Origin of the sequence: Sphingobium sp. RAC03 (assembly GCF_001713415.1) — a bacterium.
Classification (GTDB): Bacteria; Pseudomonadota; Alphaproteobacteria; order Sphingomonadales; family Sphingomonadaceae; genus Sphingobium.
Window position 1 is genome coordinate 40841 of sequence record NZ_CP016453.1, and the last position, 26252, is coordinate 67092.

Annotated in this window: 20 protein-coding genes; 12 read left to right on the forward strand and 8 right to left on the reverse strand. The window is 62.3% G+C overall.

The window, feature by feature from the left end:
* The first annotated feature begins 41 nt into the window (after positions 1–41).
* The 4 genes from BSY17_RS00150 to BSY17_RS00165 all read left to right on the forward strand — a co-directional run bounded on the left by BSY17_RS00150 (position 42) and on the right by BSY17_RS00165 (position 5069).
* On the forward strand, positions 42–2411 hold the full coding sequence (locus tag BSY17_RS00150) for a TonB-dependent receptor (protein WP_069063851.1): 2370 nt from the start codon (positions 42–44) through the stop codon (positions 2409–2411).
* A gap of 55 nt (positions 2412–2466) precedes the next feature.
* Positions 2467–3000 (forward strand): DUF3237 domain-containing protein, encoded by a 534-nt coding sequence (locus BSY17_RS00155; RefSeq protein ID WP_083216935.1) that lies wholly within the window; start codon positions 2467–2469, stop codon positions 2998–3000.
* 12 nt (positions 3001–3012) lie between these two features.
* Complete coding sequence (locus tag BSY17_RS00160) at positions 3013–4209, forward strand: MFS transporter (RefSeq protein WP_069063852.1); 1197 nt, start codon at positions 3013–3015, stop codon at positions 4207–4209.
* A gap of 83 nt (positions 4210–4292) precedes the next feature.
* Positions 4293–5069, forward strand: coding sequence for an IclR family transcriptional regulator (locus BSY17_RS00165; RefSeq protein ID WP_069063853.1), 777 nt, complete (start codon positions 4293–4295; stop codon positions 5067–5069).
* Between the two features lie 79 nt (positions 5070–5148).
* Here BSY17_RS00165 and BSY17_RS00170 read toward each other — a convergent pair whose 3' ends face one another.
* Positions 5149–8091 (reverse strand): TonB-dependent receptor, encoded by a 2943-nt coding sequence (locus BSY17_RS00170; protein ID WP_069063854.1) that lies wholly within the window; start codon positions 8089–8091, stop codon positions 5149–5151.
* 329 nt (positions 8092–8420) lie between these two features.
* On the opposite strand from BSY17_RS00170, the gene BSY17_RS00175 reads away from it, so the two are divergent.
* The 8 genes from BSY17_RS00175 to BSY17_RS00210 all read left to right on the forward strand — a co-directional run bounded on the left by BSY17_RS00175 (position 8421) and on the right by BSY17_RS00210 (position 19401).
* Positions 8421–9614: a rhamnogalacturonan acetylesterase gene (locus tag BSY17_RS00175; RefSeq protein WP_069063855.1), complete on the forward strand. Its 1194-nt coding sequence runs from the start codon at positions 8421–8423 to the stop codon at positions 9612–9614.
* A 7-nt stretch (positions 9615–9621) separates the two neighbouring features.
* Positions 9622–11142: a rhamnogalacturonidase gene (locus BSY17_RS00180; protein WP_069064433.1), complete on the forward strand. Its 1521-nt coding sequence runs from the start codon at positions 9622–9624 to the stop codon at positions 11140–11142.
* A gap of 72 nt (positions 11143–11214) precedes the next feature.
* Positions 11215–11529 (forward strand): L-rhamnose mutarotase, encoded by a 315-nt coding sequence (locus tag BSY17_RS00185; protein ID WP_069063856.1) that lies wholly within the window; start codon positions 11215–11217, stop codon positions 11527–11529.
* A gap of 8 nt (positions 11530–11537) precedes the next feature.
* A complete protein-coding gene (locus tag BSY17_RS00190; protein WP_069064434.1) occupies positions 11538–14537 on the forward strand; it encodes a glycoside hydrolase family 35 protein in 3000 nt (999 codons plus the stop codon).
* Positions 14538–14543: 6 nt separating this feature from the next.
* Entirely contained in the window at positions 14544–15659 is a 1116-nt protein-coding gene (gene bglB / locus BSY17_RS00195) for a beta-galactosidase BglB (RefSeq protein ID WP_069063857.1), read from the forward strand.
* An 85-nt stretch (positions 15660–15744) separates the two neighbouring features.
* The gene (locus BSY17_RS00200; protein ID WP_069063858.1) at positions 15745–17247 is read left to right on the forward strand and encodes an MFS transporter; all 1503 of its coding nucleotides are present in this window, start codon (positions 15745–15747) and stop codon (positions 17245–17247) included.
* Positions 17248–17260: 13 nt separating this feature from the next.
* The gene (locus BSY17_RS00205) at positions 17261–18442 is read left to right on the forward strand and encodes an SGNH/GDSL hydrolase family protein (RefSeq protein ID WP_069064435.1); all 1182 of its coding nucleotides are present in this window, start codon (positions 17261–17263) and stop codon (positions 18440–18442) included.
* A complete protein-coding gene (locus tag BSY17_RS00210) occupies positions 18439–19401 on the forward strand; it encodes a family 43 glycosylhydrolase (protein ID WP_069063859.1) in 963 nt (320 codons plus the stop codon). The genes BSY17_RS00205 and BSY17_RS00210 overlap by 4 nt, the downstream gene beginning before the upstream one ends.
* A 7-nt stretch (positions 19402–19408) precedes the next feature.
* Here BSY17_RS00210 and BSY17_RS00215 read toward each other — a convergent pair whose 3' ends face one another.
* From BSY17_RS00215 to rhmD, 7 genes are all read right to left on the reverse strand, one after another.
* Positions 19409–20227, reverse strand: coding sequence for an alpha/beta hydrolase (locus tag BSY17_RS00215; RefSeq protein ID WP_069063860.1), 819 nt, complete (start codon positions 20225–20227; stop codon positions 19409–19411).
* A complete protein-coding gene (locus tag BSY17_RS00220; protein ID WP_069063861.1) occupies positions 20214–21251 on the reverse strand; it encodes a glycoside hydrolase family 43 protein in 1038 nt (345 codons plus the stop codon). The genes BSY17_RS00215 and BSY17_RS00220 overlap by 14 nt, the downstream gene beginning before the upstream one ends.
* Positions 21251–22315 carry an L-rhamnose/proton symporter RhaT gene (gene rhaT, locus BSY17_RS00225; RefSeq protein WP_037475224.1) on the reverse strand — a complete coding sequence of 355 codons (1065 nt, stop codon included), beginning with the start codon at positions 22313–22315 and terminating at the stop codon, positions 21251–21253. The genes BSY17_RS00220 and rhaT overlap by 1 nt, the downstream gene beginning before the upstream one ends.
* The gene (locus BSY17_RS00230) at positions 22312–23214 is read right to left on the reverse strand and encodes an amidohydrolase family protein (RefSeq protein WP_069063862.1); all 903 of its coding nucleotides are present in this window, start codon (positions 23212–23214) and stop codon (positions 22312–22314) included. The genes rhaT and BSY17_RS00230 overlap by 4 nt, the downstream gene beginning before the upstream one ends.
* A 162-nt stretch (positions 23215–23376) precedes the next feature.
* Positions 23377–24126, reverse strand: coding sequence for an SDR family NAD(P)-dependent oxidoreductase (locus BSY17_RS00235; protein WP_069063863.1), 750 nt, complete (start codon positions 24124–24126; stop codon positions 23377–23379).
* Positions 24123–24980 carry a fumarylacetoacetate hydrolase family protein gene (locus tag BSY17_RS00240; protein WP_069063864.1) on the reverse strand — a complete coding sequence of 286 codons (858 nt, stop codon included), beginning with the start codon at positions 24978–24980 and terminating at the stop codon, positions 24123–24125. Before BSY17_RS00240 ends, BSY17_RS00235 begins: the two co-directional genes overlap by 4 nt.
* A gap of 18 nt (positions 24981–24998) precedes the next feature.
* On the reverse strand, positions 24999–26183 hold the full coding sequence (rhmD, locus tag BSY17_RS00245) for an L-rhamnonate dehydratase (RefSeq protein WP_150125709.1): 1185 nt from the start codon (positions 26181–26183) through the stop codon (positions 24999–25001).
* Positions 26184–26252: the final 69 nt, after the last annotated feature.

Consider the following 26252-nt stretch of genomic DNA (forward strand, 5'->3'; position numbering starts at 1 on the left):
ACAGGGTGACGATCCAAGCCTCCATAAAAAGGGAGAGTATCGTGAAGCATTTCTCATTTCTGTTCATTGGCGCCAGTGTCGCCGCCTTGTCCTTCCCCGCGCTGGCGCAGGATGTAGCGCCACCGCAGGCTGAAACGGACATGGCCGATAATTATGGCGGCGACATCATCGTCACCGCGCAAAAAACCTCCGAGAAATTGTCCAAGGCACCGGTCGCCATCAGCGTCGTGTCGCAGGACAGTTTGAACCGGCAGGGTGTGGATTCCGCTGCGGCGCTGACCAGCACGGTGCCGGGCCTGCAATCGAGCCAGAACGGCTTTGCCATTCGCGGCATCGGCAGCAACAACAGCTTCAGCGGCTATTCGACGGTCGCAACGCAGATCGACGGCATCTATGATCCGTCTGCCGCCGTGCTGACGCTCGGCCTGTTCGACCTCGGCTCCGTCGAGGTTCTGCGCGGGCCGCAGGGCACCGTTTATGGGCGCAATGCGACCGCAGGCGTCGTCAACATCAACACGGCTGATCCGGGCAAGGATCTGGGCTTCAATGCCGATATCCAATATGGCCGGTTCAACGAAGTGCGCGCCCGCGCGGCCGTCGACCTGCCGATCAGTGACGCTTTTGCCCTGCGCATCGCCGCTTATCGTCAGGTCGATGACGGGTTCGAGGGCAAATATGGTGCCCGGCAGAATTACAACAAGACCGACCAGGCCGGGCTGCGCGTCAACAGCATCCTGCGTCTGGGCGACAGCCTGACCTGGCGCCTGTCGCTCAACTATGGGGAAAATAAGGGCACGATCCCGCTGACCTATATGCGCAGCCGCAACGTCTATCCCGATGCCAACATCGCGGCGGGCACGTTCGGCCCGATCCAGACCATCTATGATGAAGTCGTCAATCCGGGTCAGGATTTGGTCACCGACAATCAGATGGACCTGAAATATTATGCCGCCCGGTCGCGCCTGACTTGGCAGGCGACCGACGCGCTGTCGCTCACCTATCTGGCGGGCTATTCGGTGCTGAAGAATAATGGCGTGGATGCCGCAACGGGCGTGTTTACGCAGCAGAATATCAACCGTCGGACCGAAACCCAATCGCATGAGGTGAACGTCAATTATAATGCGGGCCGGTTCGATCTGGTGCTGGGCGGCTTCCTCTATCAGGACAAGCAGCCATCGGGCACGCGCCTGCTGCATGCCGGCGATACAGCGCCTGCGCCGTTCGGCAGCATCCTCAATGCGGCTGGAATCGCCAAGGTCGCGGGCACGGGCAATAATATCACGACCATCAGCGGCGTCGATGTCGTGACCTCCTATCGCGGTCAGGGGACCAAGTCGCAGGCGGTGTTCGGCCAGGGCACCTATGAACTCGCACCGGGCCTGAAGATCCTGGGCGGCGTGCGGTCGACCTGGGAACAGGTCAACCAGCGCAATATCGAGCTGGTCTGTCCCGGCGACACGATCACGCTGGAGAATATCACGCCCACGACCTGTCCCGGCATTCCCTTCGTCTATGCCCTGACCGATGACACCAACCGGCCGGAAGCGAAATTTTCCAACGTCAGTTGGAAGGCCGGCGTGAATTACGAGCTGACGCCAGAAACGCTGGCCTATGCCAGCGTTGGCACAGGTTTTCGTGGCGGTGGCCTCGAAGCCACAGGCAACGCGCCGGAGTTCCGGGAATATCAGCCCGAAACCGTGACCAATTACGAAATCGGCGTGCGTAGCTCGCTGATGGGAGGCAAGCTCTACCTTGCCGCCACGGCGTTCAACATGGACTATAAGGATCTGCAGGTATCGAGCATCGTGCTCAATCCGCTGACCAACCAGGTGTCGGCGGTGACGACCAATGCCGCGACGGCGCGTTTGCGCGGCATCGAGCTGGAAGCGATCATCCGGCCGACGAGCAATGACCGGATCAGCGGCTTCGTCTCCTATCTCGACGCGAAGATCCGGTCGTTCCCGACGGCATCGGACAATCTCAATTCGGGCAGCGGCAATTATAACGGCGTCACGGGTGCATTCGGCAACCTGCCCCTGCCCACCAATGTCGTGCGGGACGTGTCGGGCAATGAACTGCCCAATGCGCCGAAGTGGAGCGCGCGGGTGAGCTATGCGCATATCTTCGACCTGGGCGGTGCGGGTAGCCTGACGCCGAGCGTGGACTTCTATGTCCAGTCGCGGACGTTCAGCGACATCCAAAATTATGCGCAGAGCCGCCGGGCATCCTATACCAAGACCGACCTCAACCTGCGATATGAAACCGAAGATGGGCAGTTGTCGATCACCGGCTTCGTCAACAATCTGGAGGATGAGCGCGTGGCCAATAATCTGGTGACGGTGTGGAGTTCCACCACCGCCAATTATGATCCGCCGCGTACCTATGGCGTGCGCCTCGGCATGCAATTCTAAGCTAGGGTGGGGCGTCCCGTGCGGGACGTCCCATTTTTTCGGAAAGGGCAGCATCATGGCCGACAGGCAATTCCCGAACGACCCGCAGACGCGCCGCAGCCTGTTGCTCGCCGCCGGCGCACTGGCGGCCGTTCCCGTCATGGCGAAAGCGGCCGCGCCTGCGCCCGTGGCAGAGGACATTCCCAAGGCGGAATTCGTCTATGAGGCGATTGTGACATTGGGCCCGCCCGAAGAGATTGGCGAAACGCCGCATGGCAAGCGCGTCCGCATTCCGATCACCGGCGGCACGTTCAAGGGGCCACGGATCAACGGCACCATCTTTCCCGAAGGCATGGACTGGCAATTGATCCGCCCGGACGGCATGACCGAATTGGAGGCCGCCTATCTGATGCGGGAGGCCGACGGCACTGTCATCCACATCCGCAACAAGGGCGTGGCGGGCAAGGGCTATGCGCGGACGAGCGCCGTGTTCGAAGTGCCCAATGGCCCGCATGCCTGGCTGAACGAAGCCGTGTTTGCAGGCACGGTCGGCCCAGTGCCGGAGATGGACACCCCCGCCGTGCGCATACGCATGTACAAGCTGGTTTAGGACTGCAGACAAATGGCACGCATTCGTTGGCTCACCTATTTGATGTTCCTGATGTTCGCGATGACATCGGAATCAGTCGGAGTGATCATTCCGTCGGTGATCCGCGAGTTCGGCCTGGGCATGACAGCGGGTGGCGCGTTCCACTATGCGACGATGAGCGGCATCGCGCTGGGCGGGGTCTTGCTGGGATCGATGGCGGACCGGTTCGGGCGTAAGCCGACGATTTTAGTGGGCCTGGCGCTGTTCGGCTTGAGCGCGTCCCTGTTCGCCTGGGTGGGCAGTTTCGGCCTGTTCCTGGTCCTGCTGTTCGTCGGCGGGCTTGCGGTCGGCATCTTCAAGACGGCGGCATTGGCGTTGATCGGCGACATATCGACATCGACGCGCGCGCATACGGCGACGATGAATGTGGTCGAGGGGTTTTTCGGCATCGGCGCGATCATCGGGCCGGCGATCGTCGCTTATCTGCTGTCGCATGATGCGTCGTGGAAATGGCTCTATCTGATCGCCGCTGCGCTGTGCGGATTGCTCATGATCCTCGCCTGGCGTGTGCCCTACCCGCCGGTGCAGGCGAAAACGGACAGCGCGCCTATGGCCGACATGCTGGCGATGATGCGCAATCGCTATGCGCTGGCGTTCAGCAGCGGGATCATGCTGTATGTGGGGGTCGAGACCGCCATCTATGTGTGGATGCCGACATTGTTGGCGGGCTATGCCGGGCCGGGCTGGCAATGGGCGGCCTATGCGCTGTCGATTTTCTTCATCCTGCGCGTCATCGGCCGCTTTGCCGGGTTCTGGCTGCTGGAGCGGTTCAACTGGACCGCGGTGCTGGCCTCATGCGGGATCGCCATCCTGGTGTGCTTTGCGCTGGCCATTTTTGGCGGGCGGCCGTTGGCAGTCATGTCGCTGCCTTTGTCGGGCCTGTTCATGTCGGTGCTGTATCCGACACTCAATTCCAAGGGTATCAGTTGCTTTCCAAAGCCGCAGCACGGCGCGATTTCGGGCGTCATCCTCTTCTTCACCTGCGTCAGTGCGGTGGTGGCACCGCTGGCGATGGGGTTGATCGGCGATTATTTCGGCGACGCCATTTATGGCTTCTACCTCGCGACGCTGTTTGCGGCCGTGCTGGCGGTGGGGCTGGTGCTCAACATGATCTTCGATCCGGCGAGCGGCGAACTGGCAAAGCGGGGCGCGCTCGACTATCGGGCTTGAGCGCGCACCGCACAAATCTGCTGACAGGCGGGCCGATTTGAAGGATAGACGTTCCTTTATTTGGGACGCATGGCGAACATGATATGAGCGATAGCGAAGACAGCAAGGAACCGGGCGTCAAGGGCACGCAGACGCTGATGCGCGCGCTCGACATCATGGACGAAGTGATCGACGGCCCCATTCGCGCCGCCGACCTGGCCCGAAAGCTGGGCATGAGCAAGACCACGGCGCACCGGCTGGTGCAGGCACTCAAGTCGCGCAATTATCTGGCCGTGACGCGGGATGGCTTTGCCTTGGGGCCGAAATTGCTGCAGTTGGGCGTGCTGGCGACCGAGCAGATTGACTTCGTGCGGATTGCCCGGCCATTCATGGAATTATTGTCCGAGCGCAGCGGCTTTTGCGTGTTCGTGGGCAAGCGGGAGGGGGATTTTTCTCGCCATCTCGACCGGGTGACGGGGACGCAGCGGTTGCGCGTGGCGACGGCACCGGGCGATCGTCGGCCGATCGCGGAAACGGGCCTCGGCAAGGCGCTGTTGCTGGACGAGGACGAAGCGACCTGGGAGCGGCTTTATGTCGCGGCCAAGGGCGGCAAGCCATCGCGCGCAGCGATCAACGCTTTCGTCGCCGAAATGCAGGGCCACAAGGCGCGGGGCGAAGTGCTGCATGACAGCGAATTGGGTGACGGTGTGCGATCGATCGCGACACCGATCCGAGATGCGAAGGGGAATATCTGCATCGCTATCTCGATCGCCAGCGCCGCCCATTATCTGACCGATGAATTGCGCACGACACTGGCGCTGCAGGTGATGCGGTCGGCCGAGCAGATCAGCGCTGCGGTGGGATATAGCGGGCCGCGCTGAACGAGCGGCAGTCCCAAACAACAATAAGGGCGCGATCATCGCAATGATCGCGCCCTTTAGGTGGGGGAGGAGAGTGTCTTTACATCCGGTAGGTCACGCCGAAGGTGAAGGTCCGGCCGATGCGCGTTTCGAACAAGGTGTCCTGCCGCACGCTGTCGGTGTAGAGGCGGTTCTGTTCATCGGTCAGGTTCTGAGCCTCGACGATGAGCTTGAGCCGATCGGTCACGGCGAAGGAGGCCGATGCGTCCATGTAGAAGGTCTTGGCATTGCCGACCAGATCGCTGCCCGGCGAGGCGGGGATGCCGCGGATGAACTTGTCGCGGAAATTGCCCGTGGTGCGGATGCTGAACTTCTCATCCTCATAATAGAGCGTACCCGACGCCGTGTTCTTCGACAGGCCGACAAGGTCCGCCGTAGTGGTCACGGTCGGCACACCGTTCACGCTGGCGAGGATATAGTCGATCTTCGACGTGACATGGGTGAAGTTAGCCAGCATGCCGAAATTGCCGAGGAAGCCGTCGAAGAAGGTGAAGGGGATCTGCGCATTGAGTTCGATGCCCTTGAGCGGGCCGCCCGGCGTATTGAACGGCTGCGACACGTTGAAGGGTTCGCTGGGGTCGGTGTTGCTGTTTTCGAGCAGACCATTGGGCAGGCCCAACTGGTTGAACGGAATGAGGCTGTTCACATTCTGAACGAAGCTCTTGATATCCTTGTAGAAGAAGGCGGCGGATAGCAGCGAGCCGGGACGGAAATACCATTCCACCGCGACGTCGAACGTGTTGGCACGGATCGGGTCGAGGAAGGGATTGTTGATATTGCCGACGCGGGTGACCGGATTGACGCCGCTGGTGGGGGTCAGCAGACCCAGTTCCGGGCGCGCCAGCACCTTCGCACCGGAGAAGCGCACCAGCAGATTTTGCATCGGCTCGATCACGACATTGGCGGACGGCAGCCAGTCGTCATAGACATTTCGAGCGGCAGCGAACCGTCCCGCAAGGCCGGTGGGCGTCGTGGCGCTGGCGACCTGAATATAGCCCGACGAGAACATGTCGGTCTTGACGTAGCGCACGCCTGCATCGCCGCGCACGCTGAAACCGATAGCATCTTCAAGGTCGAAATTGGCCATCACATAGCCGCTCGTCACCTCTTCGCGGACCCGGCTACGGCCACCGCCACATTCGACGCCGCAATAGCGTACTGCATCGAAGCCGAACGTATCAGCCCATTTTTCGGCATCAATCGCTGCCCAGCCACTGGGCGCACCATTGCCCCATAGCTTGTCGACGCCGCCGATGGTGGTCGTGATGTCTGCCAACGTCGTGCCGGCAGGCAGGGCGCGGACCACCGTGTCGGCATTGAAGGGCCGCAGGAAGGTGGAGAGGAAGTCGCTGCGCCGATACTGGCCGCCCGCCCGGATCGAGAAGGCTTCGCTCGCCTTCCACGTCAGGTTCGCGCCAGCGGTGAGATTGTCGGTCTTGTTGCGGGACGGCTTGCCCTGGAAGCTGAAGCCGCCGCGCACGGTGCCATCGGCGAGCGGCGGCGCATAGGCAAAGCTGCCGGGGTTGCCGACATCCGTGCCAAAGCCCAAAACCGGCGTGCTGCCACCGTCCCGGAAGTCGATCGAGAAACCATCGACATCGACGGCATCCATGAAGGTTTGCAGGCGCTTCTTGCCGTTCCAGATCGAGCGGTTGAACCCGACGATCGCGTCGACGGTCAGGCTGTCGTTCAGCTCGCGCTTGAAATTGACATTGGCCTGTTTGAAGGTCGAGACGAAATTATCGACCAGCCCTTCGGAGCGCACATCGACGCCGTCGAACACGCCATGGACCAGCGATCCATTCTCGTCGAATTCGATCTCGCGCACCGACGTCATCGGCTGACCGAGGTTCGAGGCGTTACGCGCGAAGGACACGGCAGCGATATAATTGTCGCGACGGGTCACTTCGAACCGCGAATAGAGGAAGTCGACGGAGATATCGGTCTGGTCGTCCGGCTGATATTGCAGCGTCAACGATCCGCCGATCCGTTCCTGCTTCTGTTCGCTATTGAGATAGCGCGGCAGGCGGGGGAAGAAGGCGCCGCTGCCCGGCGTTCCTTCCGCGCCTTCGCGGCGCAGATTCTGGATCGTGTCATAAGCGGCTTGCGTGCTGGTGCGCGGATTGCCGTTGCTGCAATTTGCGGCCGTTACGCCGCGCGTCGCCAATTGTTCAGGCGTCTGGCCTGCCGTATTGATCGGTGCGCCCAGCGGCGAACAGAAGCCGCCGTTGATATTGGCAGGCAGCAGATCGACGGCGGAATAGCCGACTTCACGCAGGTTGCGCTGTTGATAGGCGACCGACCCCAATATGCCGAAACCGCTATCGCCGAACTGCTTGGAAATCAGCAGCGAGGCGCGCGGATCGACCTTTTTCGACAATTCGTTATAGACGCCGCGCGCCGTCATCGAGAGGACGAAGTCATCCTTCTGATCGAAGGGCTTGGGCGCGGAGAGATCGACGGTCGCACCGAGCGAGCCTTCTTCGATATCGGCGGAGGGTGTCTTGCGCACCGAGAGGGCCGAGAAGATTTCGGTCGGGAAGACGTTGAAGTCGAAGCTGCGGCCATTATTGCCTGCGCCATAAATGTCCGAGCCGCCAGTTTGCGCCGTGCCTTCCATGCCGTTGATGCGGACGCGGGTGAAACCGGCGCCGAGGCCACGGACCGAGATATTACGGCCTTCGCCACCATCGCCACGCGCAAGCGCCACGCCGGGCACGCGCTGCATCGATTCAGCGAGGTTGGAGTCGGGGAATTTGCCGATGTCTTCCGCAACGATCGAATCGATCGCGGCAGCTTCGCGGCGTTTCATGCCGAGCGCGCTGTCGAGCGAGGCGCGGAAGCCAGTAACGACGATATCGGCGGTTTCCGATTGATCGGCGACGGGCTGATCCTGGGCGATGGCGGGGACCGCCACAAGCAGCGTGGTGGCGATCGCGATGGCCGAGCTGCGGCGCGCAAATGCGGAACGGGTGTGCAACATGACTTCCTCCCCTATTGACCGGTTGCCATCACCCCGACGACATCCGAATGTCCCACTATGTGGATTACTGTGTCATCTTATATTGGGAGTCGCGGAATGGAAAGAAAAATCATCATATGATTTTATTATCCACATTGTGGGATATTCCTATCATCCCCATGAGAAGAAGCAGGATGAAAAGCGATTGACCCTGATAAAATCCCTATATATGGATTATAAATCTATTTAGCGGGATAGATATTGGCCTCTGCACTGGCCGATATTCTGGGGGGAGCGTGGCGGCCTTCGTGGCGCTCCCCCGCTCTTGCACCTCTGCAAAGGCTCATGTCATGCCGTCCAGCGCTGCGCTCTTCCTGATGCTGGCGGCCGCTGCCGGGGGGCAGACCATCGTCCTTAACCGCGACTCGTTGCAACCCTATCAGGCGGCAAGCCACGGCGTCGAACCGGGCGGCAATGCGCAGGGTTTTGCCTATTCCATCGCGCTGCCCGAAGGCCGTTATCGCGTGACTGTGCGATTGGGGGACCGGACGCGGGCGGGCGATACGACGGTCAAGGCCGAGGCGCGCCGCCTGATGCTGCGCTCTGTACGCACCAGCAAAGGTGAGGAAGTCGAACGGCATTTCCTGGTGGATGTCCGCACGTCCGCTCTGCCGCCGCCGCCGCCCACGGCGCCGGGTGGCGACCGGGTGCGGATCGACGCGCGTGATGCGCAGGAATTTACCTGGGACGACAAGCTGACGCTGGAGTTCCTCGGTCAACCGGCTGTCCGATCGATCCGCATCGAGCCGGTCACGGCCCCGGCGATCTTTCTGGCGGGTGATTCCACCGTCACCGATCAATATGCCGAACCGGCGGCGAGTTGGGGCCAGATGTTGCCCGCGCTGCTGGATGACCGGATCGTCGTCGCCAATCACGCGAAGTCGGGCGAGACGCTCAAGTCCTTCCTGACCAGCCTGCGCTTCGACAAATTGCTGTCCGCGATGCGTCCGGGCGACTGGCTCTTCATCCAGTTCGGCCATAATGACCAGAAGCAGCAATGGCCGCAGACCTGGGTCGCACCGGCTTCGACCTACCCCGCCTATCTGCGCGCCTATATCGCCGAAGCGCGACGGCGCGGCGCGCATCCCGTGCTGGTGACATCGCCCGAACGGCGCAATTTCGATGCGCAGGGGAAGATCGTCGATACGCTGAGCGACTATGCGGCGGCGGTGCGGAAGGTCGCGGCGGAAGATGGCGTCCCGCTGATCGACCTGAACGCGGACAGCCGCGCCATCTATGAAGCGCTTGGCCCTGATCGGGCAGCCGCAGCTTTCAACGAAGATGGCAGAGACAAGACCCATCATAATAATTATGGCGCGTGGCTGCTGGCCAGTGCCGTGGCGCAGCGTATCCGTGATACCATCCCGGCGCTGGCTCCCCATGTCACCGCCAATGCCTTCACCCCTGGCAAGCCACCAACGGCCAAGCAGGTCGCCATCCCCCCCAGCCTGATCCACAGCGATCAGCGCCCGGCCGGGAACTGACATGGCCATGACTCGCCGCGATCTGGCGTTGGGGCTGGCCAGTCTCCCGCTGGCGGCCCTGCCCTTCCCCGCCCATGCCGCGCGGCGCTTCGACGTGCGCGATCATGGTGCGCGCGGCGACGGCATCGCGATCGACAGCGATGCGATCAACGCGGCGATCGAGGCGGCATCGTGCAACGGCGGCGGCACCGTCCTCCTGACGCGCGGGCGCTATCTCTGCTTCTCGATCCGGCTGCGGAGTCGCGTCACGTTGCTGTTGGCCGAAGGCGCGGTGATCGAAGCGGCCGATCCGGCGCGCCATGGCGGGCGCTATGACCTGCCCGAAGAGGGAATCGACCAGCTGTATCAGGATTTTGGTCATAGCCATTGGCATAACAGCCTGATCTGGGGCGATGATGTGCGCGAAGTCGCCATCCTTGGCCCCGGCGGAATCGATGGCGCTGGCCTGACCCGCGATGGCCCCGGTGCGCGCTGGAAGCGCCAGGCAGGCGAGCGTCCGCTGTCGATGCGGGCGATGACGCAGGCGCAGATTGATGACCTGGAACCGACCGCCGCTGCGATGGCTGGCAAGGGCAACAAGGCGATCGCGTTCAAAAATGGCCGCGACATCCGCCTGTCGGGCTTCACCATTCGCAAGGGCGGGCATTTCGCCATATTGGCGACGGGCACGCAAAAGCTGCGCATCGATGGGCTGACGATCGATACCGACCGCGACGGCATCGATCTCGATTGCGTGCGCGACGTGGTGGTGGAGCGCTGCCGCGTCAATTCGCCCAATGACGATGCCATCGTGATCAAGAGCAGCCATGCGCTGGGGCGGGCGATCGCCGCTGAAGACATATTGATCCGCGATTGTGACGTGTCGGGCTATGATATGGGATCGCTGATCGACGGCACCCGGACGACCCGCCAGCAGATCGCCCCCGATCAGGATCGCGTCACGGGCCGGATCAAACTGGGGACCGAGAGCAATGGCGGTTATCGCAATATCCGTATCGAGGATTGCCGCTTCACCCGCTGCCGGGGGCTGGCACTGGAGACGGTGGATGGCGGGGTGATGGAGCATATCGTCGCGCATCGGCTGACCATGCGCGACGTTACTACCGCGCCCCTTTTCCTGCGGCTGGGCGACCGGCGGCGCGGGCCGGAGGGGACAGGGATCGGCGCGATCCGCCATGTGGAGATAAGCGAGGTCGATGCGCGTGGTATCGATCATCGCTTCCCGGCCACGATTGCGGGCCTGCCCGGCCATCCGATCCGCGACGTGACGTTGCGCGATATCCACCTGGACTATGAGGGCGGCGGCACGGCGCAGGATGCCGCACGGCGGCCCGGCGAACTGGCCGACGCTTATCCGGAACCCAGTATGTTCGGCGTGCTGCCCGCCTGGGCGCTGTGGGCGCGGCACGCGGAGCGGTTGACGATCGAGCGGTTCTCGGCGGCGACACGCTCGCCCGACCAGCGTCCGCCCTTGCTGTTCGACGATGTGCGGCATCTGACGGTGCGAAACACGCCACTGTGGCGTTGACGAACAATTGGGACGATGTTACCAAATATAGGTCAAAGGTTCCATAATGTGGTTTATAGGGGAAGAGCCGAGATGTCGATCCACGCCTTCAAGATGCAATTGAAGCCCGGCGTCGTGGACGAATATCGTCGCCGCCATGACGAGTTATGGCCCGAACTGTCCGATCTGCTGCGCCAGTCGGGTATCTCCGATTATTCCATCTTTCTGGATGAAGATACGCTCAGCCTGTTCGCTGTGCTGACGCTGGCGGCGGAGAATCAGCGCGACACGCTGCCCGATCATCCCGTGATGCAGAAATGGTGGGCCTATATGGCGCCGTTGATGGAGGTCGAGCCGGACAATAGACCCAAGGAATGGCCGCTCCCCCTGCTGTTCCACATGGATTGATCCGACCGATGCGCTCCCTAATTGCCGCCCTGCTGCTGGGCTCCGCCCTGGCGATCCCTGCGATGGCGCAGGTTGCCAAGCCCACCGCCAACCTGTCCGCCCCGGTCAAGAGCTTTGGCCGCGTCTCCTATGATGCGCGCTCGCTGATGATCGATGGCGAGCGCAAGATCATCTGGGGCGGGGAATTCCACCCCTTCCGCCTGCCCTCGCCCGACCTGTGGCGCGACATATTGCAGAAGATGAAGGCGAGCGGGTTCAATACCGTCGCCCTCTATTTCGACTGGGGCTATCATAGCCCGAAACAGGGCGTGTACGACTTTACCGGCATCCGCGATCTCGACCGGCTGCTCACCATGGCGGAGGAGGAAGGCCTCTACGTCATCACCCGTGCCGGTCCCTATGTGAATGCCGAACTGTCGCGCGGCGGCTTTCCCGGCTGGCTGGTCAACCAGCGCGCGCGTGCGCGCACCGACGACCCGGATTATCTCAAGGCCGTCGATGAATGGCTCAGCCAAATCAACCCGATCATCGCGCGGCACCAGATCAATGTGGACAAGCAGCGCCAGGGCGGCGTCATCCTGCACCAGATCGAAAACGAACTGGCGCTGACGACGCCCGCACAGCGGCGCTATATGGATCACCTCTATGCCAAGGCGCGCGCCGACGGCATCACCGTGCCGATCTTCCACAATGATCAGGGCCGCAATGGCTATTGGACGCCGGAATCCTCGACGGTCGACAAGGTCGTCACCGGCCCCAACGACATGTATGCGTTCGATGGCTATCCGGGCGGCACCTGCACCGTCAACGGCCAGCCCACCCGCGATGTCGCAGCGCCCGATTGGGGCTATTATGGCACGGGCGGGGCGAAGGGCGGCGCGTCGGCTTCCCCCGACACGCCGGGATTTGCGGCCGAGTTTGGCGGTGGCTGGTTCGATTATTGGGGGTCGAACGGCGGCTATGAGTGCAACGCGATCCAGCGCGGCAAGCGGTTTCAGCGGGTCTTTTATGGCACCAACCTAGCCAACGGCATCGGTATCCAGAGCTTTTACATGACCTATGGCGGCACCAGCTGGGGCTGGCTGCCTGGCCCGGTGGTGTTCACCAGCTATGATTATGGCGCGGCGATTTCCGAACCCCGTGCGCTGCGCGAAAAGGCGCAGGAGATGAAGCAGTTGGGCGGCCTCATCGCGTCCGTCCCCGATCTGGCGGGCATGATTCCGGCCGGGCCGGTCGAGATCACATCGCCCAATATCCAGATTTATCATAATAAAAGCCCGGAAACCGACGCTCGTTTCCTGATGGTGACGCACAAGCCGTCCAACGGGCAGACGAACGACAGCTTCACCTTTACTGCCGACCTGCCCGATGGGCGTTATACCGTGCCGATGCGCCTCAATGGCTTTGACGCGAAATGGCTGGTCGCGGGCGTAACGCTGGGTGGGCAACGGCTGGTCTATTCCACGTCGGAACTGCAATCGGCGCAACGGCAGGGCAAGGGCGACCTGATGCTGCTCTATGGCCGTGGCGGGGAGCCGGGCGAAACCGTGCTGCGCTACACCAGCGCGCCGACCGTGACCGTGATCGAGGGGGAAGCCACCAGCCGTTTCGACGCGGCGAAGGGCGACTTGAAACTCAGCTACAGCCATCAAGGTCGCGCGATCGTGCGGATCGAGGGGGGCGGGCGGCCTCCGCTGACCTTGATCCTGGCCGATGAAGCCGAAGCCGTCCGCTATTGGCGGCAGCGCGACATGTTGATCCGTGGGCCGGAGCTTGTGCGCCATGCGACGGTGAAGGGCGGCACGCTGGCCCTGACCGGAGACACCGCGACGCAAAGTCCGCTCGAAATCTGGGCGCCGCGCACGATCCGCAGTGTGACGTGGAACGGCACGAAGATCGTCACCCGTGCCACGCCATCGGGCAGCCTTGCAGCATCGCAGCCGCTTGCCGGTCCTGCTACGTTCGCGCTGCCTGCGCTCACCGACTGGCGAATGGCCAAGGGTTCGCCCGAAGCAGAGCCAGCCTTCGACGATAGCGACTGGCAAGCGATCGACAATCGCTCATCGGCCAGCATTACCGCGCGACCCGATGGCCAGCCGAATATGGGTATGGACGCCTATGGCTTTCATGATGGCGATGTCTGGTATCGTGGCCGCTTCACCGGAACGCCCGATGCCAAGACGCTGTCGCTCTATTATGGCGCTGGCGGTTCTGGCCTTGTCCAGGCCTGGGTCGATGGACAATTTATCGGCGAGGCGGAAACGCCGGGCGGCCTGCCCCGGCCTATCACCACCGGCACGGCGCGCTTCGCCTTGCCCGCCAGTGCGCAGAGCGGCGAGCATATCCTGTCGATCATGGTCCGCAACAATGGCCATAATTGGGATCTGGACAGCGACGATTTCCACAAGGAGGCCCGTGGCCTGATCTCCGCATCGCTGGAAGGTGGCCCAAGTGGACGCAGCTTTGCCGTGCCGATCGCATGGAAGATTCAGGGCAAGCGCGGCGGCGAGACGCTGGCTGATCCTGTACGCGGCCCGGCCAATAATGGCGGCCTCTATGGCGAGCGCATGGGATGGCATCTGCCCGGCTTCGATGACAAGCGCTGGGCGAAAGCTGCGGTCCCTGCCACGCAGGCAGAAGCGGGAACCAGCTGGTATCGCACCAGCTTCGACCTGGCCGTGCCCAAGGGGCAGGACGCGACCATCGCGCTCAGCTTCGGCGACGCGACCAAGCCGCGATCGCCGGTTCGCTATCGCGTGCTGATGTTCGTCAATGGCTGGAACATGGGGCAGTTCATCGCCCATGTCGGGCCGCAACGCACCTTCCCCATTCCCGAAGGCATATTGAACCATCGGGGCAAGAACCATGTCGCGCTGGCCGTCACATCCGATGGCCAGCCGGGCGATGCGCTCGAAGCCGTGCGCCTCGTCACCCTTCATTCCGTGAAAGGCGGTCTGCCAGTGCAGATGGTTACCGCGCCAAACGCACCTTCAGACCTTAAGGAGTAAGAATAAGTGGCCGCACTCAATCATGATGTCCCGCGCGCCCAAGTGGTCGACGCCATCGACCGGCTGATGGACAATCTCGTCAATATCAAGGACGAGACCGGCGAGTTTCTGCTCCATCTGGAGGATGGCCGCATCATCGACACCAAGGGTTGGGCCGGGTGGGAATGGACCCATGGGATCGGCCTGTTCGGCATGTGGCGTTATTATGAGCAGACCGGCGACCAAAAGGCGTTGGGCATCATCAAGCAATGGTTCGAGGATCGCTTTGCCGAAGGCACGCCGACCAAGAATATCAACACCATGGCGCCCTTCATCACGCTCGCATACCTGTATGAGCATGAGCCGGACCCGCGCTACATTCCCTATCTCGACACTTGGGCCGAATGGTTGATGGCGGATGATGGCCTGCCCAAGACCGAAGAGGGCGGCTTTCAGCATATCGTTTATAATGACGAAAATCCGGGCGAAATGTGGGACGACACGCTGATGATGTCGGTGCTGCCGCTGGCCAAGATCGGCCTGCTGCTGAACCGCCCCCATTATGTCGAGGAAGCCAAGCGCCAATTCCTCATCCACATCAAATATCTGTTCGATACCAAGACGGGCCTGTGGTTCCATGGGTGGGATTTCAACGGTCGTCATAATTTTGCAGAAGCGCTGTGGGCGCGCGGCAATTGCTGGGTGACGATCGCCATCCCTGAAATCATCGAGATACTGGATCTGCCGCAGGGTGATGCGTTCCGCACCTTCCTGATCGACACTTTGGCCGCCCAGGTGAAGACATTGGCGCAGACGCAGGACGCCGATACGGGCCTGTGGCACACGCTGATCGTCGATTCGACCAGCTATCTGGAAGCCTCGGCCACGGCCGGGTTCGCCTATGGCATTCTTAAGGCGGTGCGGAAGGGCTATCTCCCGCGCCATTATGAGGCTGTCGGCATCAAGGCGGTACGCGGCGTGCTGGCCAATATCGACGATGCGGGCGAGTTGCAGCAGGTGAGCTTTGGCACCGCGATGGGCGACACCCAGCAATTCTACAAGGATATTGCGCTGACCTCCATGCCCTATGGCCAGAGCCTCGCCATCTGCGCGCTGGGTGAATTTCTGCGCAGCTATATCTGACATAATGAGAGCTTGGACGGCGGCGGGTCTTGGAAGGAGCGCCGCCGTCCAGGGCCAGAATGATAATAAGGCGGAGGAGCCGAACATGCCCAACCCAGCACCCATTCGCCCCGTTCGCCTGCGCAATTATCTCGCTTATGGGTCCAATGACGTGTTGGGCGCAGGGTCGATGGCGGTCATTTCCGGTTGGGTATTGATCTTCTACACCCAGTTTTGCGGGCTTTCCGCCGGACAGGCGGCGACGATTTTTGCGGTCGCGCGTATCCTGGACGCCGTTGCTTCGCCGATGATCGGCTATATTTCAGACCATTTCGGCAGCACTCGGTTCGGCCAGCGTTTCGGGCGTCGGCGCTTTTTCATTCTCGCCGCTATCCCGCTATTGCCCAGCTTCGCGCTGATGTGGCTGCCGGGCCAGACCTTCTGGTATTATCTTGTCAGCTATGTGCTGTTTGAACTCGTCTATGCGATGGAGATCATCCCGTTCGAGACATTGGCTGCCGAAATGTCGAGCGATTATAAGACCAAGGCGAAGTTCGCAGGCGCGCGCATCCTGTTCGGGCAGGCGTCGGCCATTTTGGCGGGCTTCCTGCCGCTGTGGCTGATCACGACGCTGGGCCGCGACAGTGCCGACACGTTTTTCTATATGGGTATCATTTTCGCCGCGCTCTTCATGCTGACGGCCGGGCTGCTGTATCTGTTCAGTTGGGAACGGCATATGCCAGGCGGCGTGGAGCTGACGCAGGCTGCGCCGACCGCTGGCATGGGGCAGGCGTTCAAGGCGCTGTATCGCAACCTTTTTTCCACCATGCGTATTCGGGCGTTCCGGCTCCATCTGGGTATGTATCTGGGCGGCTATATCAGTCAGGATATTTTCAACGCGGCCTTCACCTTCTTCGTCATCTTTGCACTGACGGGGTCGATGGCGATCGCATCGGGGCTGCTTGGCACCATGTATATCGTGCAGTTCGTGGCGGTCATCATCGCGATCAACCTGGCGCTGCGGGCGTCGCCGTCGCGCGCCTATCAGATTGCGGCGGCCAGCTTCGCGGCGGGTGCGCTGACGCTCATCGGCCTTTGGGTGCTGGACATTCCGGCGAGCAGCCCGATGATCTGGTTACCGATCATCCTGGCGGGCCTGGGTCGTGGCGCGCTCAACTATATCCCCTGGGCGACCTATAATTATATGGCCGACGTGGACGAGATCGTCACCGGCCAGCGGCGTGAAGGCAGCTTTGCCGGTGTCATGACCTTCGTGCGCAAGGCGACGCAGGCCGCGGCTGTCGCGGGCGTGGGGTTCATCATGCAGGCGGGTGGCTTCGTGTCCGGTGCGCCAGTGCAAAGCTATGATGCCATCCTGACGATCGCTCTGTTGCTGGGCATCGGCACGGTGGGGATGCTGGGCTTTGGCATATTGGTGTCGACCCGCTTCCGTTTAAGCCCCGCCACGCACGAGGTTTTGATGTCGGAGATAGAGCATTTGCGGGGTGGCGCACAGACGCCTACCAGCCCGGAGGCGGGCCGGATCGTCGAGGATCTGTCAGGCTGGCGCTATGATCAGCTATGGGGCAGAAACCCGGTCGCCCGCTGACAAAGGATCGATCATGCGCCCCGTGCTATTTCTTGCCGCTCTTGCCTTGTCAGCCACGCCCGCTGCGGCCCAGCACTGGTCGCGCAGCTGGATGGCTGCGCCGCTCGTCTGGACCGCTCCCGCCGACAAGCGCCCGGACCTGACCGACCGCACGGTGCGGCAGGTCGTTCGCCTGTCCAGTGGCGGGGTGCGCATCCGGCTGCGCCTGTCCAACGAAATGGCGGTTGCGCCGCTGACGATAGGGGCCGTCCATGTTGCGCTCGCCGGGGAGGATGGCGCGATCCTGCCGGGCACTGACCGCGTCGTCGCGTTCAACCGCGTGCAGGGGGCCACGCTTTCTCCGCGCGCGCCGTTGCTGAGCGATCCGATCGACCTGCCGGTCAAGCCGCTCACCCGGCTGACGATCAGCATCCATCTGCCCCAGGGCGCAGCCGCGCCCACCGTCCATGCCTATGCCGCCGCCACCAACTGGATCGCGCCGGGTGATCAGACTGCAGCGATCAACCTGACCGGGGCGACGACCATCGGGCCGCGCCTGATCCTGTCCGCCGTGGAAGTGGAAACCGCCCGGCCCGCCCCCACCATCGTCACGCTGGGCGATTCCATCACCGACGGCGTGCGCGCGACAAATGACAGCAACCGGCGCTGGCCCGACCTGCTGGCCGAACGCTTCCAGAAGGCGGGGCGGAGGAATGTCGCGATCGCCAATGCCGGGATCAGCGCCAACCGCCTCTTGTCCGAAGGCGAGGGCTATAATGCGCTCGCGCGCTTCGACAGCGATGTGCTGGCGGTGCCGGGCGTCAGCCATGTGGTGATATTGGAAGGGGTCAATGATATCGGCGCGGCGACAGCACAGAACCGCCCCTTGCCGAGCGCCGATGACCTGATCGGCGCCTATCGTCAGATGATCGCGCGGGCGCGGGGCAATGGGGTCAAGGTCATCCTCGCCACCATCCTGCCCTATAAGGGTGCGGGCTATTGGAGCGCAGAGGGCGAGGCTGTTCGCATCGCCGTCAATGAGTGGATCCGCACGACCGACGAAGCCGATGGCATGGTCGATCTCGCCAAGGCGATCGCCGACCCCGCCGATCCGGCGCGGATAGCGAAACCCTATGATGTGGGCGACGCGCTGCACCCCAATGATGCGGGATTTGCGGCGATGGCGGCTGCGTTCGATCTGCGCCTGTTTCGATGATCGCTGCGGCGCTTCTGCTCGCGGCTGCCAGCGCACCGATTGCGCCCAAGCCGCTCTATCGCGACCCCGTGCATGATGGGGCAGCCGATGCTTCGACCGTCTATGACCGGGACAGCGGCGAATGGGTGATGTTCTATACCAACCGCCGCGCCGACCTGCCCATGGAAGACGCTAAGGACGTGCGGTGGGTCCATGGCACCGCGATCGGCACCGCCCGGTCGAAGGATGGCGCCCATTGGCGTTACAGCGGGACGGTCGCCATCCCCGAAAGCTGCACCGGCGAGACGCTTTGGGCACCCGAAGTCCGGTTTCTCGACGGGCAATGGCATATGTGGCTGACCGTCGTGCCGGGTGTGTTTCGCGACTGGAATGCGCCGCGCTTCATCGTCCACCTGACCAGCCCCGACTTAGCGACATGGAAATGCGGCGAGCGGCTCGATCTTGGCTCCGACCGGGTGATTGATGCCAGCGTCATAACGCTGCCTGACGGCGGCTATCGTCTCTTCTTCAATGATGAACGCGAGAATAAGGCGATCCGCACGGCGGACAGCAAAGACCTGGTCCACTGGACGGTTGGTAAGCGCCTGACCGACACGCCCGGCGAAGGCCCCAAGGCATTCCGCTGGAAGGGGCGTTGGTGGCTGATCTCCGACGCGTGGAAAGGGTTGTTGGTCATGCGGTCCGACGATGCGGAAACATGGACGCGGCAGGAGGGCCATATCCTTGGCGTTCCCGGCACCCATCCCACCGACCGCGCCAAGGGCCAGCACCCCGACATCATCGTCGCGGGCGACCGCGCCTATATCCTCTATTTCGTTCATCAGGATGGCGAAGCGGAAGCCGTGGACAACGCCGACTGGAAGCGCCGCAGCGTCCTCCAGATCGCGGAGCTGGTCGAACGCGATGGGATTATTTCGGTCGATCGCAATGCGCCGGTTTCGGTCGCGCTGAAACCCTGATCGGCCGTTACAGGAACCCGACCTGCCGTAGCCAAGCTTCGCATAGCGTTGGCCAGATCGACACCGGCATGTCCGCCGTGTCGAGCGCAAAGCCGTGCGGCGCATCGGCAAAGATATGGAGTTCGGCTGATCCTCCAGCGTCCCGCAATGCCGCATGTAGGCGATGGGCATTCTCCACCGGGACCACCGGGTCATTGCCGGCATAGACGATGAAGGTCGGCGGTGGTTCGGGCAGCAGTTGGGCGTCGGGCTGCAGCGCATCGTAGAGCGCCTGCTTTTCGACCGGCGACAATGGCGGTTTATCGGCGACGACCGTTCGGCCCATTGCATTGGTCGAGATGGGAGCATAGCCGATGACCAGAGCATCCGGCCGCTGTGGAGCGGCTTTGCCCCATTTCGCCGGATAGTCGGCGACAAGGCAGGCAGTGAGATGGCCGCCCGACGACAGGCCCATGACACCCAGCCCTTCGCTTGCAAGCCCGCTGGCGCGGGCCAGCGCCATCGCCGCATGTGCGTCGTCGAGCGGGGCGGACGGGCCATTGTTCGCATCGGGAAAACGATGGATCAACAAGAAGACATAATAGCCCAGCCGATTGAGCCAGCGCGCGACCTGCACCCCTTCCCGCCCCGCCATCAGCGCGACATAGCCGCCCCCGCCCAGCACCAGCATCGCTCGGCCATTGGGACGATAGGGCGCATAGCCTAGCAGGACGGGGCGTTCGACTGCCGTGACCACGGCTTGCTCTGGCGGAGTGGTGTTGTCCTCCAGCGTGAAGGCGCCTGTTGCTGCGCCATGCAGCGGCCAGACCTGATCAGCACCCAGCATCTTGCGCTCCCATCGGGCAACCATGGGTGGGATAGGCTTCCCCATCCAGTTCCACCGCCTCGCGCACTACCGCCACGCGATCGCCAGTGTCGCGCATTTCGTAAAATTTGGCCAAGGCGCGCTTGAAGGGGCGATGCACGACCATCATCAGCCGCCCATCGAATGCGCGGAAGAGCATGCCATGCCCGCTGTCGCGCTCGACCAATGGCCCTAATTGCTCCCATGGGCCAGTTACCGTGCCGGATGTCGAGCGGGCCAGCGCCTGGACATAGCCATCCCTGCCATAGCTCGACCAGAGCATCAGCAGCGTACCCTTCGCTGTGCGGAACAGTTCGGGGCCGTCGGTGACATGGACGATGTCGCCTTCCGGCTGCTTCTGTCCGACTACCCAGTCAGCCTCATCGGCGCGGAATAGCAAGCGCGGCAGCCCGGCTGCCGACAGGTCATCCTTGAGCGGCATCGCATCGATCGTGCCGGTGCCGACCTGCATCCATTCATGGGCATAGACGAGCCAGGGCTTGCCCGCTGCATCAATATGCAGCGTACCATCGAGCGTCATGGCATCGGCCGGGGCGATCGGATCGCCGCCGTGCATCAGCGTGTAGGGACCATCGAGCCGGTCGGATACCGCGAGCAAGGTGGTGCGCCGATAGGCCGGACGCTTGGCCTTTGCCTGGATGGCGGCAGCTTCGTTATGGAATGTCGCCAGCAGATGCCAGCGCCCCTTCCACCGATGGACTTCGGGTGCCCAGGCCCCGTCATTCGCCCATGTCCCGTCCGGCAGGGTGAAGACGACGCGCGGCTTTTCCCAATGGGCAAGATCGCGGCTGACATAAGCCATGATACCCAGCCGTTTGTCGCCGGTGACGGCGGGATCGTTGCGGCTGAACAGCCAATAAGTCTGGCTGTCGGTATCCGCGACCACCCATGGATCATGGATACGCAGATGCGATGTCAGCAGCGGCGCTTGTGCCGCCAAGGGAGCAGCGAACACCAACAGCAACAGGGCGAGCAAGCCTCGCATCAGCCCGCCATCCGGTTGCCATAGCCGATGATCAGCGTGGCGAAGACCAGCAGGCCCACGCCACTCCACACCATGCGGCGAACGGCCGGCGCGGCGTCTTTCCACTCGCGAAAGGCAAAGCCCCAGCAGGTGCCGAAGATGATGATCGACGCCATGTGCAGGGTCCAGCTGGAAAAGCCGAAGCGACCCATCTGGCTTTCGCCCATGGTGTAGAAGAAGAATTGGAAATACCAGGCCGTGCCCGCCAGCGCACAGAGCAGGACATTGGGCAGCAGCGCGGGGCGCTTGCCATCTGCGTCGGGTGCGCCGAGCCACTGGCCCGCAGACTTGTTTTTCACGATCAGCCACCCGCACCAGACCGCGTTGGTGATGAGGCCGCCGAACATGACGATGCACAGCGTCGGCAGGCCAGTCCAGAGCGGTCCCGTCCCAGCAGCCGCCGACAGCGCCTTGACCGGTTCGCCCGCCGCAAGGCCAAAGGCGAAGCAGGAGGACATGATGCCGGAGAAGATGGCGACGGCGATGCCTTTCTTGAAATCGAACTCGGCAACGGCGGCGGCCTTTTGTTCAGGCGAGAGCGCGGCATCCTTGCGCGCGCCGGCCATGGCGACGACGATGATGCCCAGCACGGTCACGGCCAGCCCCAGCAGCACGATCTGCCCATGCAGCGTGCCTGCGATCTGCGTCATGAAGCTGCCATCGACGATCGGCGGGATCAGCGTGCCGAACACGGTGCAAAGGCCCAGCACCACCGCCATGCCGAGCGAAAGGCCCAGATAACGCATGGTGAGGCCATAGGTCAGCCCGCCAAACCCCCATAGGAAGCCGAAAAATATGCACCAGCCCACGACCGAGCCCGGCACCTGCGCCATCACGCCCATCAGATCGTTGGTCTGGACCGAGGCGAAGAACCAGGGTGCGATGACCCAGGAGAAGATGCCGCCGGTCAGCCAGAAAATCTCCCAATTCCAGCGCTTCACCCCGCGATAGGGGACATAGAAGCTGGCCGAGGCAAGGCCCCCCAGCCAGTGGAACAAGACGCCGAGCAGTGGATTGCCGATCATATATCAAGTCCCAGGCGATAGAGGCGATTGGCGTTGCCGCCGAACAGGGCGCGGCGGTCGGCTTCGGGCAAATCCGCGACGATGGCGTGATAGGCCTCCACATAGCGGTCGATTGGGCCAAACAGCTTGTCGGTCGGCGTGTCGCTGGCGAACATGCAACGATCGACACCGAACAGGTCGATCGTTTCGCGGACAAAGGGCGCGATCGTCTCGCGGCTCCAGTCGCGACGGATGAAGCCCATGCCCGACAGCTTGACGGAGACATGGGGTAGCGCTGCGAGCGCCTGCATGCCCCACCGCCAATCGCCGACACCGTCCGCGTCGGTCATCACCGGCATACCGAGATGATTGATGATGACGGGGATGTCGGGGTGGCGCTCGATCAGCGGGACAAGTCCTGGCATCTGCCCCGGATAGCATTGCAGGTCGAAGGACAGGTCGTGCTTTGCCAGCAGGCCATAGCCCGCCTGCCATTGCGGATCGATGGTCAGGTCGTTGGGCGTGTAACTGCGCCGAGGGTCGGGGTGCCAGTTGACAATATGGCGGATGCCCTTGACGCGATCATGCGCGGCTTGCGCGGACAATAGCGCATCGACGTGCGGGTCGTTGAGCGCGGCGAACGCGACGATGCCCGTAGGCAGCCCCTCGATCGCAGCAAGGCCATCTAGCCATTGGGTTTCCCGCAGAGCGCTGTCCGCCGCCGCACCCGCATCGACATGCACGGCGCCAACGACATTCCAGCGTGCGAGGTCTGCGCGATAATTCGCGACGCCATAATCATGCGCGATCGGTTCGACGCTGCCGTTCGGCCCATCCTCGGCAAAAGGCGGGCTGAGCCAGTCGTAGCGGATATGCGCCAGATCCCATAAATGGATGTGCGCATCGACAAAGGGGATCATGGCCGTCCTCTCCTTATCCCATCTCTCCGTTCGCCCTGAGCTTGTCGAAGGGTCTTACTTCTTCAGAAGAAGGCTTCGACAGGCTCAGCCCGAACGGAACTGGAGGCTTGTTCCAACGCGGCACCCTGGCTCTTGTCGGCCAGTCGCGCCGCGCGACTTGTGTCAGAAAGTGGTGCGACCGCCCGACGTGTCGAAGGTCGACGCGGTGGTGAAGCTGCATTCCTCGCTGGCCATGAAGCAGACCATCGCGGCGGATTCGCTGACTTCACCCAGGCGCCCCATCGGGATCTTGGAGCGCATATAATCGACCTGGCTCTGGGGCAGCTGTGCGAGGATCGGACTTTCGAAGGTGGCGGGGGTCAGGGCATTGGCGATCACGCCCTTGCCCGCCAGTTCCTTGCCCAAGCTCTTGGTCAGCCCGATCACGCCCGCCTTGCTTGCGGAATAAGCGGAGGCATTAGGATTGCCCTCCTTACCCGCGACCGAGGCCAAGTTAACGATGCGGCCATAGCCATTGTCGAGCATGAACGGCACCACTGCGCGGTTGCAGTAGAAAAGGCCGTTCAGGTTAATGTCGATCACGCTGCGCCAGCTGTCGAGCGGATAATCCCATAGGGTCGCGGTCGCGCCGGTAATGCCCGCAGAGCAAACCAGCACGTCGACTTTGCCCAGTGCTTCCGCGCTGGACTTGGCTGCCGCCTCCACTGCCGCCTGATCGGAGACATCGAGCGCGACCACATGGGTCGCGCCGATCTCCGCTTTGGTTTCCGCCAGCGCATCGGCGTTCACGTCCCACAAGGCAACCTTACCGCCTTCGGCTACGATCCGCGCGGCGACCTGTTTGCCCAGGCCCGACGCGCCGCCGGTGACGATAGCGCAGCGTCCTTCATAACGACCAGCAAAGACGCTCATCCGAGCACCTCGCCGCCCAGATGCCGCCATTCGACGACATTCTGCGTCTGGGTGCCCAGCTTGGCGATGCCCAGTTCCATCACGTCACCGGCCTTGAGGTAGATGGCAGTCGGCTTCTTACCTTCGCCAACACCGGGCGGTGTGCCGGTGATCATCAGGTCGCCGGGATAGAGCGTGATATATTCGCTGACATAGGCGATGAGCTGCGCGACGGTGAAGATCATTGTGCGGGTGTTGCCGGTCTGCATCCGGTCGCCATTGACGTTGAGATACATGTCGAGATCCTGGCAGTCGCCCACTTCGTCGGGCGTCACCAGCCAAGGGCCGGTTGGGCAGAAAGTGTCATGCCCCTTGCCCTTGCTCCACTGAGTGCCGCGCTGCTTCTGGTTGAAGCGTTCCGACACGTCGTTGACGAGGGTGTAGCCCGCAACCTTTGACAGTGCTTCTTCTTCGCTCACGAAGCGGCAGGTTTGCCCGATGATGACGCCCAGTTCGACTTCCCAGTCGCCATGGGTCGCGCCTTTGGGCAGCATCACTTCGTCATTGGGACCATTGAGCGACGACAGCGCCTTCATGAACATCATCGGTTCAGTCGGGATGGGCAGGTTGGATTCGATCGCATGATCCTCATAATTGAGGCCAATCGCGACGATTTTCCCCACGCCCTTTACCGGCACGCCATAGCGCGGCGTCCCGTCCACAATCGGCAGCGACGCGACATCGGCGGCACTGGCAGTGGCCAGCGTTTCAATGGTCAGGTCGTCAACCACGCCCGACAAGTCGCGGATATTGCCATCGGTATCGACGATACCGGGCTTTTCCTGGCCACGCGGGCCAAAACGGCAGAATTTCATGGCAATCTCGCTTCTTGCTTAGTGAGTATAGGGACGGTGCATCGCGATATCGCGGTTCAGTTCGACGCCGAAGCCGGGCGCGTCGAGCACGCTGGCCTTGAGCCGACCATTTTCGGGCACTGGCTCGCCGATCAGCTGTGGGTGGAACATCGGCACCACTTCGGTTGGTCCTGGATGCATCATCAGGAATTCGGCGAAGGGCGAATTGTGGCGGGTGATGACGAAATGATAGGAATAGACTGAGGAACCGTGCGGCACGACCATCTTGCCATGAGCATCGGCGAGGGCGCTGATCTTGAGCAATTCGGTCACGCCGCCGCACCAGCCGACATCGGGCTGGATGATGTCGCAGCAATCCATTTCCAACAACATGCGGAAGCCCCAGCGGGTCGCCTCATGCTCGCCGGTCGTCACCAGCATCCCCTTGGGGACGTTGCGCTTCAACTGCTGATAACCCCAATAATCGTCGGGGCTGATCGCTTCCTCGATCCATTTAAGGCCATGGTCGTGCGCGGCGATGGCTAGGCGCGTGGCATAATCGACGTCGAGCGCCATCCAGCAATCCCACATCAGCCAGAAGTCGGGACCGCATTTTGCGCGCATATCGGCCAGCTCGGCGATGTTCTTCTTGAGGCCTTCGATCCCCTCGGCCGGGCCATGGTGCAGCGGCATCTTGCCGCCGATGAAGCCCAGTTCCTTGGCGACATCGGGCCGCGCGCCGGTGGCGTAGAATTGCAATTCCTCGCGCACCGCGCCGCCCAGCAGATGATAGACCGGCTCTTGCCGCAACTTGCCCAACAAATCCCACAGCGCCAGATCGACACCGGAAATGGCGTTCACGACCAGACCCTTGCGCCCATAATATTGGGTCGAGAAATACATCTGGTCCCAGATTTTCTCATAGTCGGTAGGCGAGCGGCCTTCCAGAAAACGGGCCAGATGCTTTTCGACGATGAACGCTGCCGGTTCGCCGCCCGTCGTCACGGCAAAGCCGATCGTGCCATCTTCCGCCTCGATCTCAACGACCAAAGTGCCCAGCACGTTGATGCCGAAGCTCTGGCGCGACTGGCGATATTCGGGATAGCGCGACATCGGCGTCGCAATATGGTCGTCGATCCAGTGGCCTTTGCCCTGGTCATGATAATCGGCACCGCCACCGCGCACGGTGAAGGCCCGGACATGCTTGATTTTCGGCAAGGTCACGATCGGCACGCACACACTCCCTGAACCATGCCGACGTCCAATATATGGGACAAGACGGCAGAAACTTCC

What these genes read in the sequence shown, in the direction of transcription:
- BSY17_RS00155 (WP_083216935.1), top strand. Translation starts at nt 2,467, where the DNA reads ATGGCCGACAGGCAATTCCCGAACGACCCGCAGACGCGCCGCAGCCTG.
- BSY17_RS00160 (WP_069063852.1), top strand. Translation starts at nt 3,013, where the DNA reads ATGGCACGCATTCGTTGGCTCACCTATTTGATGTTCCTGATGTTCGCG.
- BSY17_RS00220 (WP_069063861.1), bottom strand. Translation starts at nt 21,251, where the DNA reads ATGCGAGGCTTGCTCGCCCTGTTGCTGTTGGTGTTCGCTGCTCCCTTG.
- BSY17_RS00215 (WP_069063860.1), bottom strand. Translation starts at nt 20,227, where the DNA reads ATGCTGGGTGCTGATCAGGTCTGGCCGCTGCATGGCGCAGCAACAGGC.
- BSY17_RS00190 (WP_069064434.1), top strand. Translation starts at nt 11,538, where the DNA reads ATGCGCTCCCTAATTGCCGCCCTGCTGCTGGGCTCCGCCCTGGCGATC.
- BSY17_RS00205 (WP_069064435.1), top strand. Translation starts at nt 17,261, where the DNA reads ATGCGCCCCGTGCTATTTCTTGCCGCTCTTGCCTTGTCAGCCACGCCC.
- BSY17_RS00180 (WP_069064433.1), top strand. Translation starts at nt 9,622, where the DNA reads ATGACTCGCCGCGATCTGGCGTTGGGGCTGGCCAGTCTCCCGCTGGCG.
- BSY17_RS00235 (WP_069063863.1), bottom strand. Translation starts at nt 24,126, where the DNA reads ATGAGCGTCTTTGCTGGTCGTTATGAAGGACGCTGCGCTATCGTCACC.
- BSY17_RS00165 (WP_069063853.1), top strand. Translation starts at nt 4,293, where the DNA reads ATGAGCGATAGCGAAGACAGCAAGGAACCGGGCGTCAAGGGCACGCAG.
- BSY17_RS00170 (WP_069063854.1), bottom strand. Translation starts at nt 8,091, where the DNA reads ATGTTGCACACCCGTTCCGCATTTGCGCGCCGCAGCTCGGCCATCGCG.
- BSY17_RS00210 (WP_069063859.1), top strand. Translation starts at nt 18,439, where the DNA reads ATGATCGCTGCGGCGCTTCTGCTCGCGGCTGCCAGCGCACCGATTGCG.
- BSY17_RS00230 (WP_069063862.1), bottom strand. Translation starts at nt 23,214, where the DNA reads ATGATCCCCTTTGTCGATGCGCACATCCATTTATGGGATCTGGCGCAT.
- BSY17_RS00185 (WP_069063856.1), top strand. Translation starts at nt 11,215, where the DNA reads ATGTCGATCCACGCCTTCAAGATGCAATTGAAGCCCGGCGTCGTGGAC.
- BSY17_RS00175 (WP_069063855.1), top strand. Translation starts at nt 8,421, where the DNA reads ATGCCGTCCAGCGCTGCGCTCTTCCTGATGCTGGCGGCCGCTGCCGGG.
- BSY17_RS00240 (WP_069063864.1), bottom strand. Translation starts at nt 24,980, where the DNA reads ATGAAATTCTGCCGTTTTGGCCCGCGTGGCCAGGAAAAGCCCGGTATC.
- rhaT (WP_037475224.1), bottom strand. Translation starts at nt 22,315, where the DNA reads ATGATCGGCAATCCACTGCTCGGCGTCTTGTTCCACTGGCTGGGGGGC.
- BSY17_RS00200 (WP_069063858.1), top strand. Translation starts at nt 15,745, where the DNA reads ATGCCCAACCCAGCACCCATTCGCCCCGTTCGCCTGCGCAATTATCTC.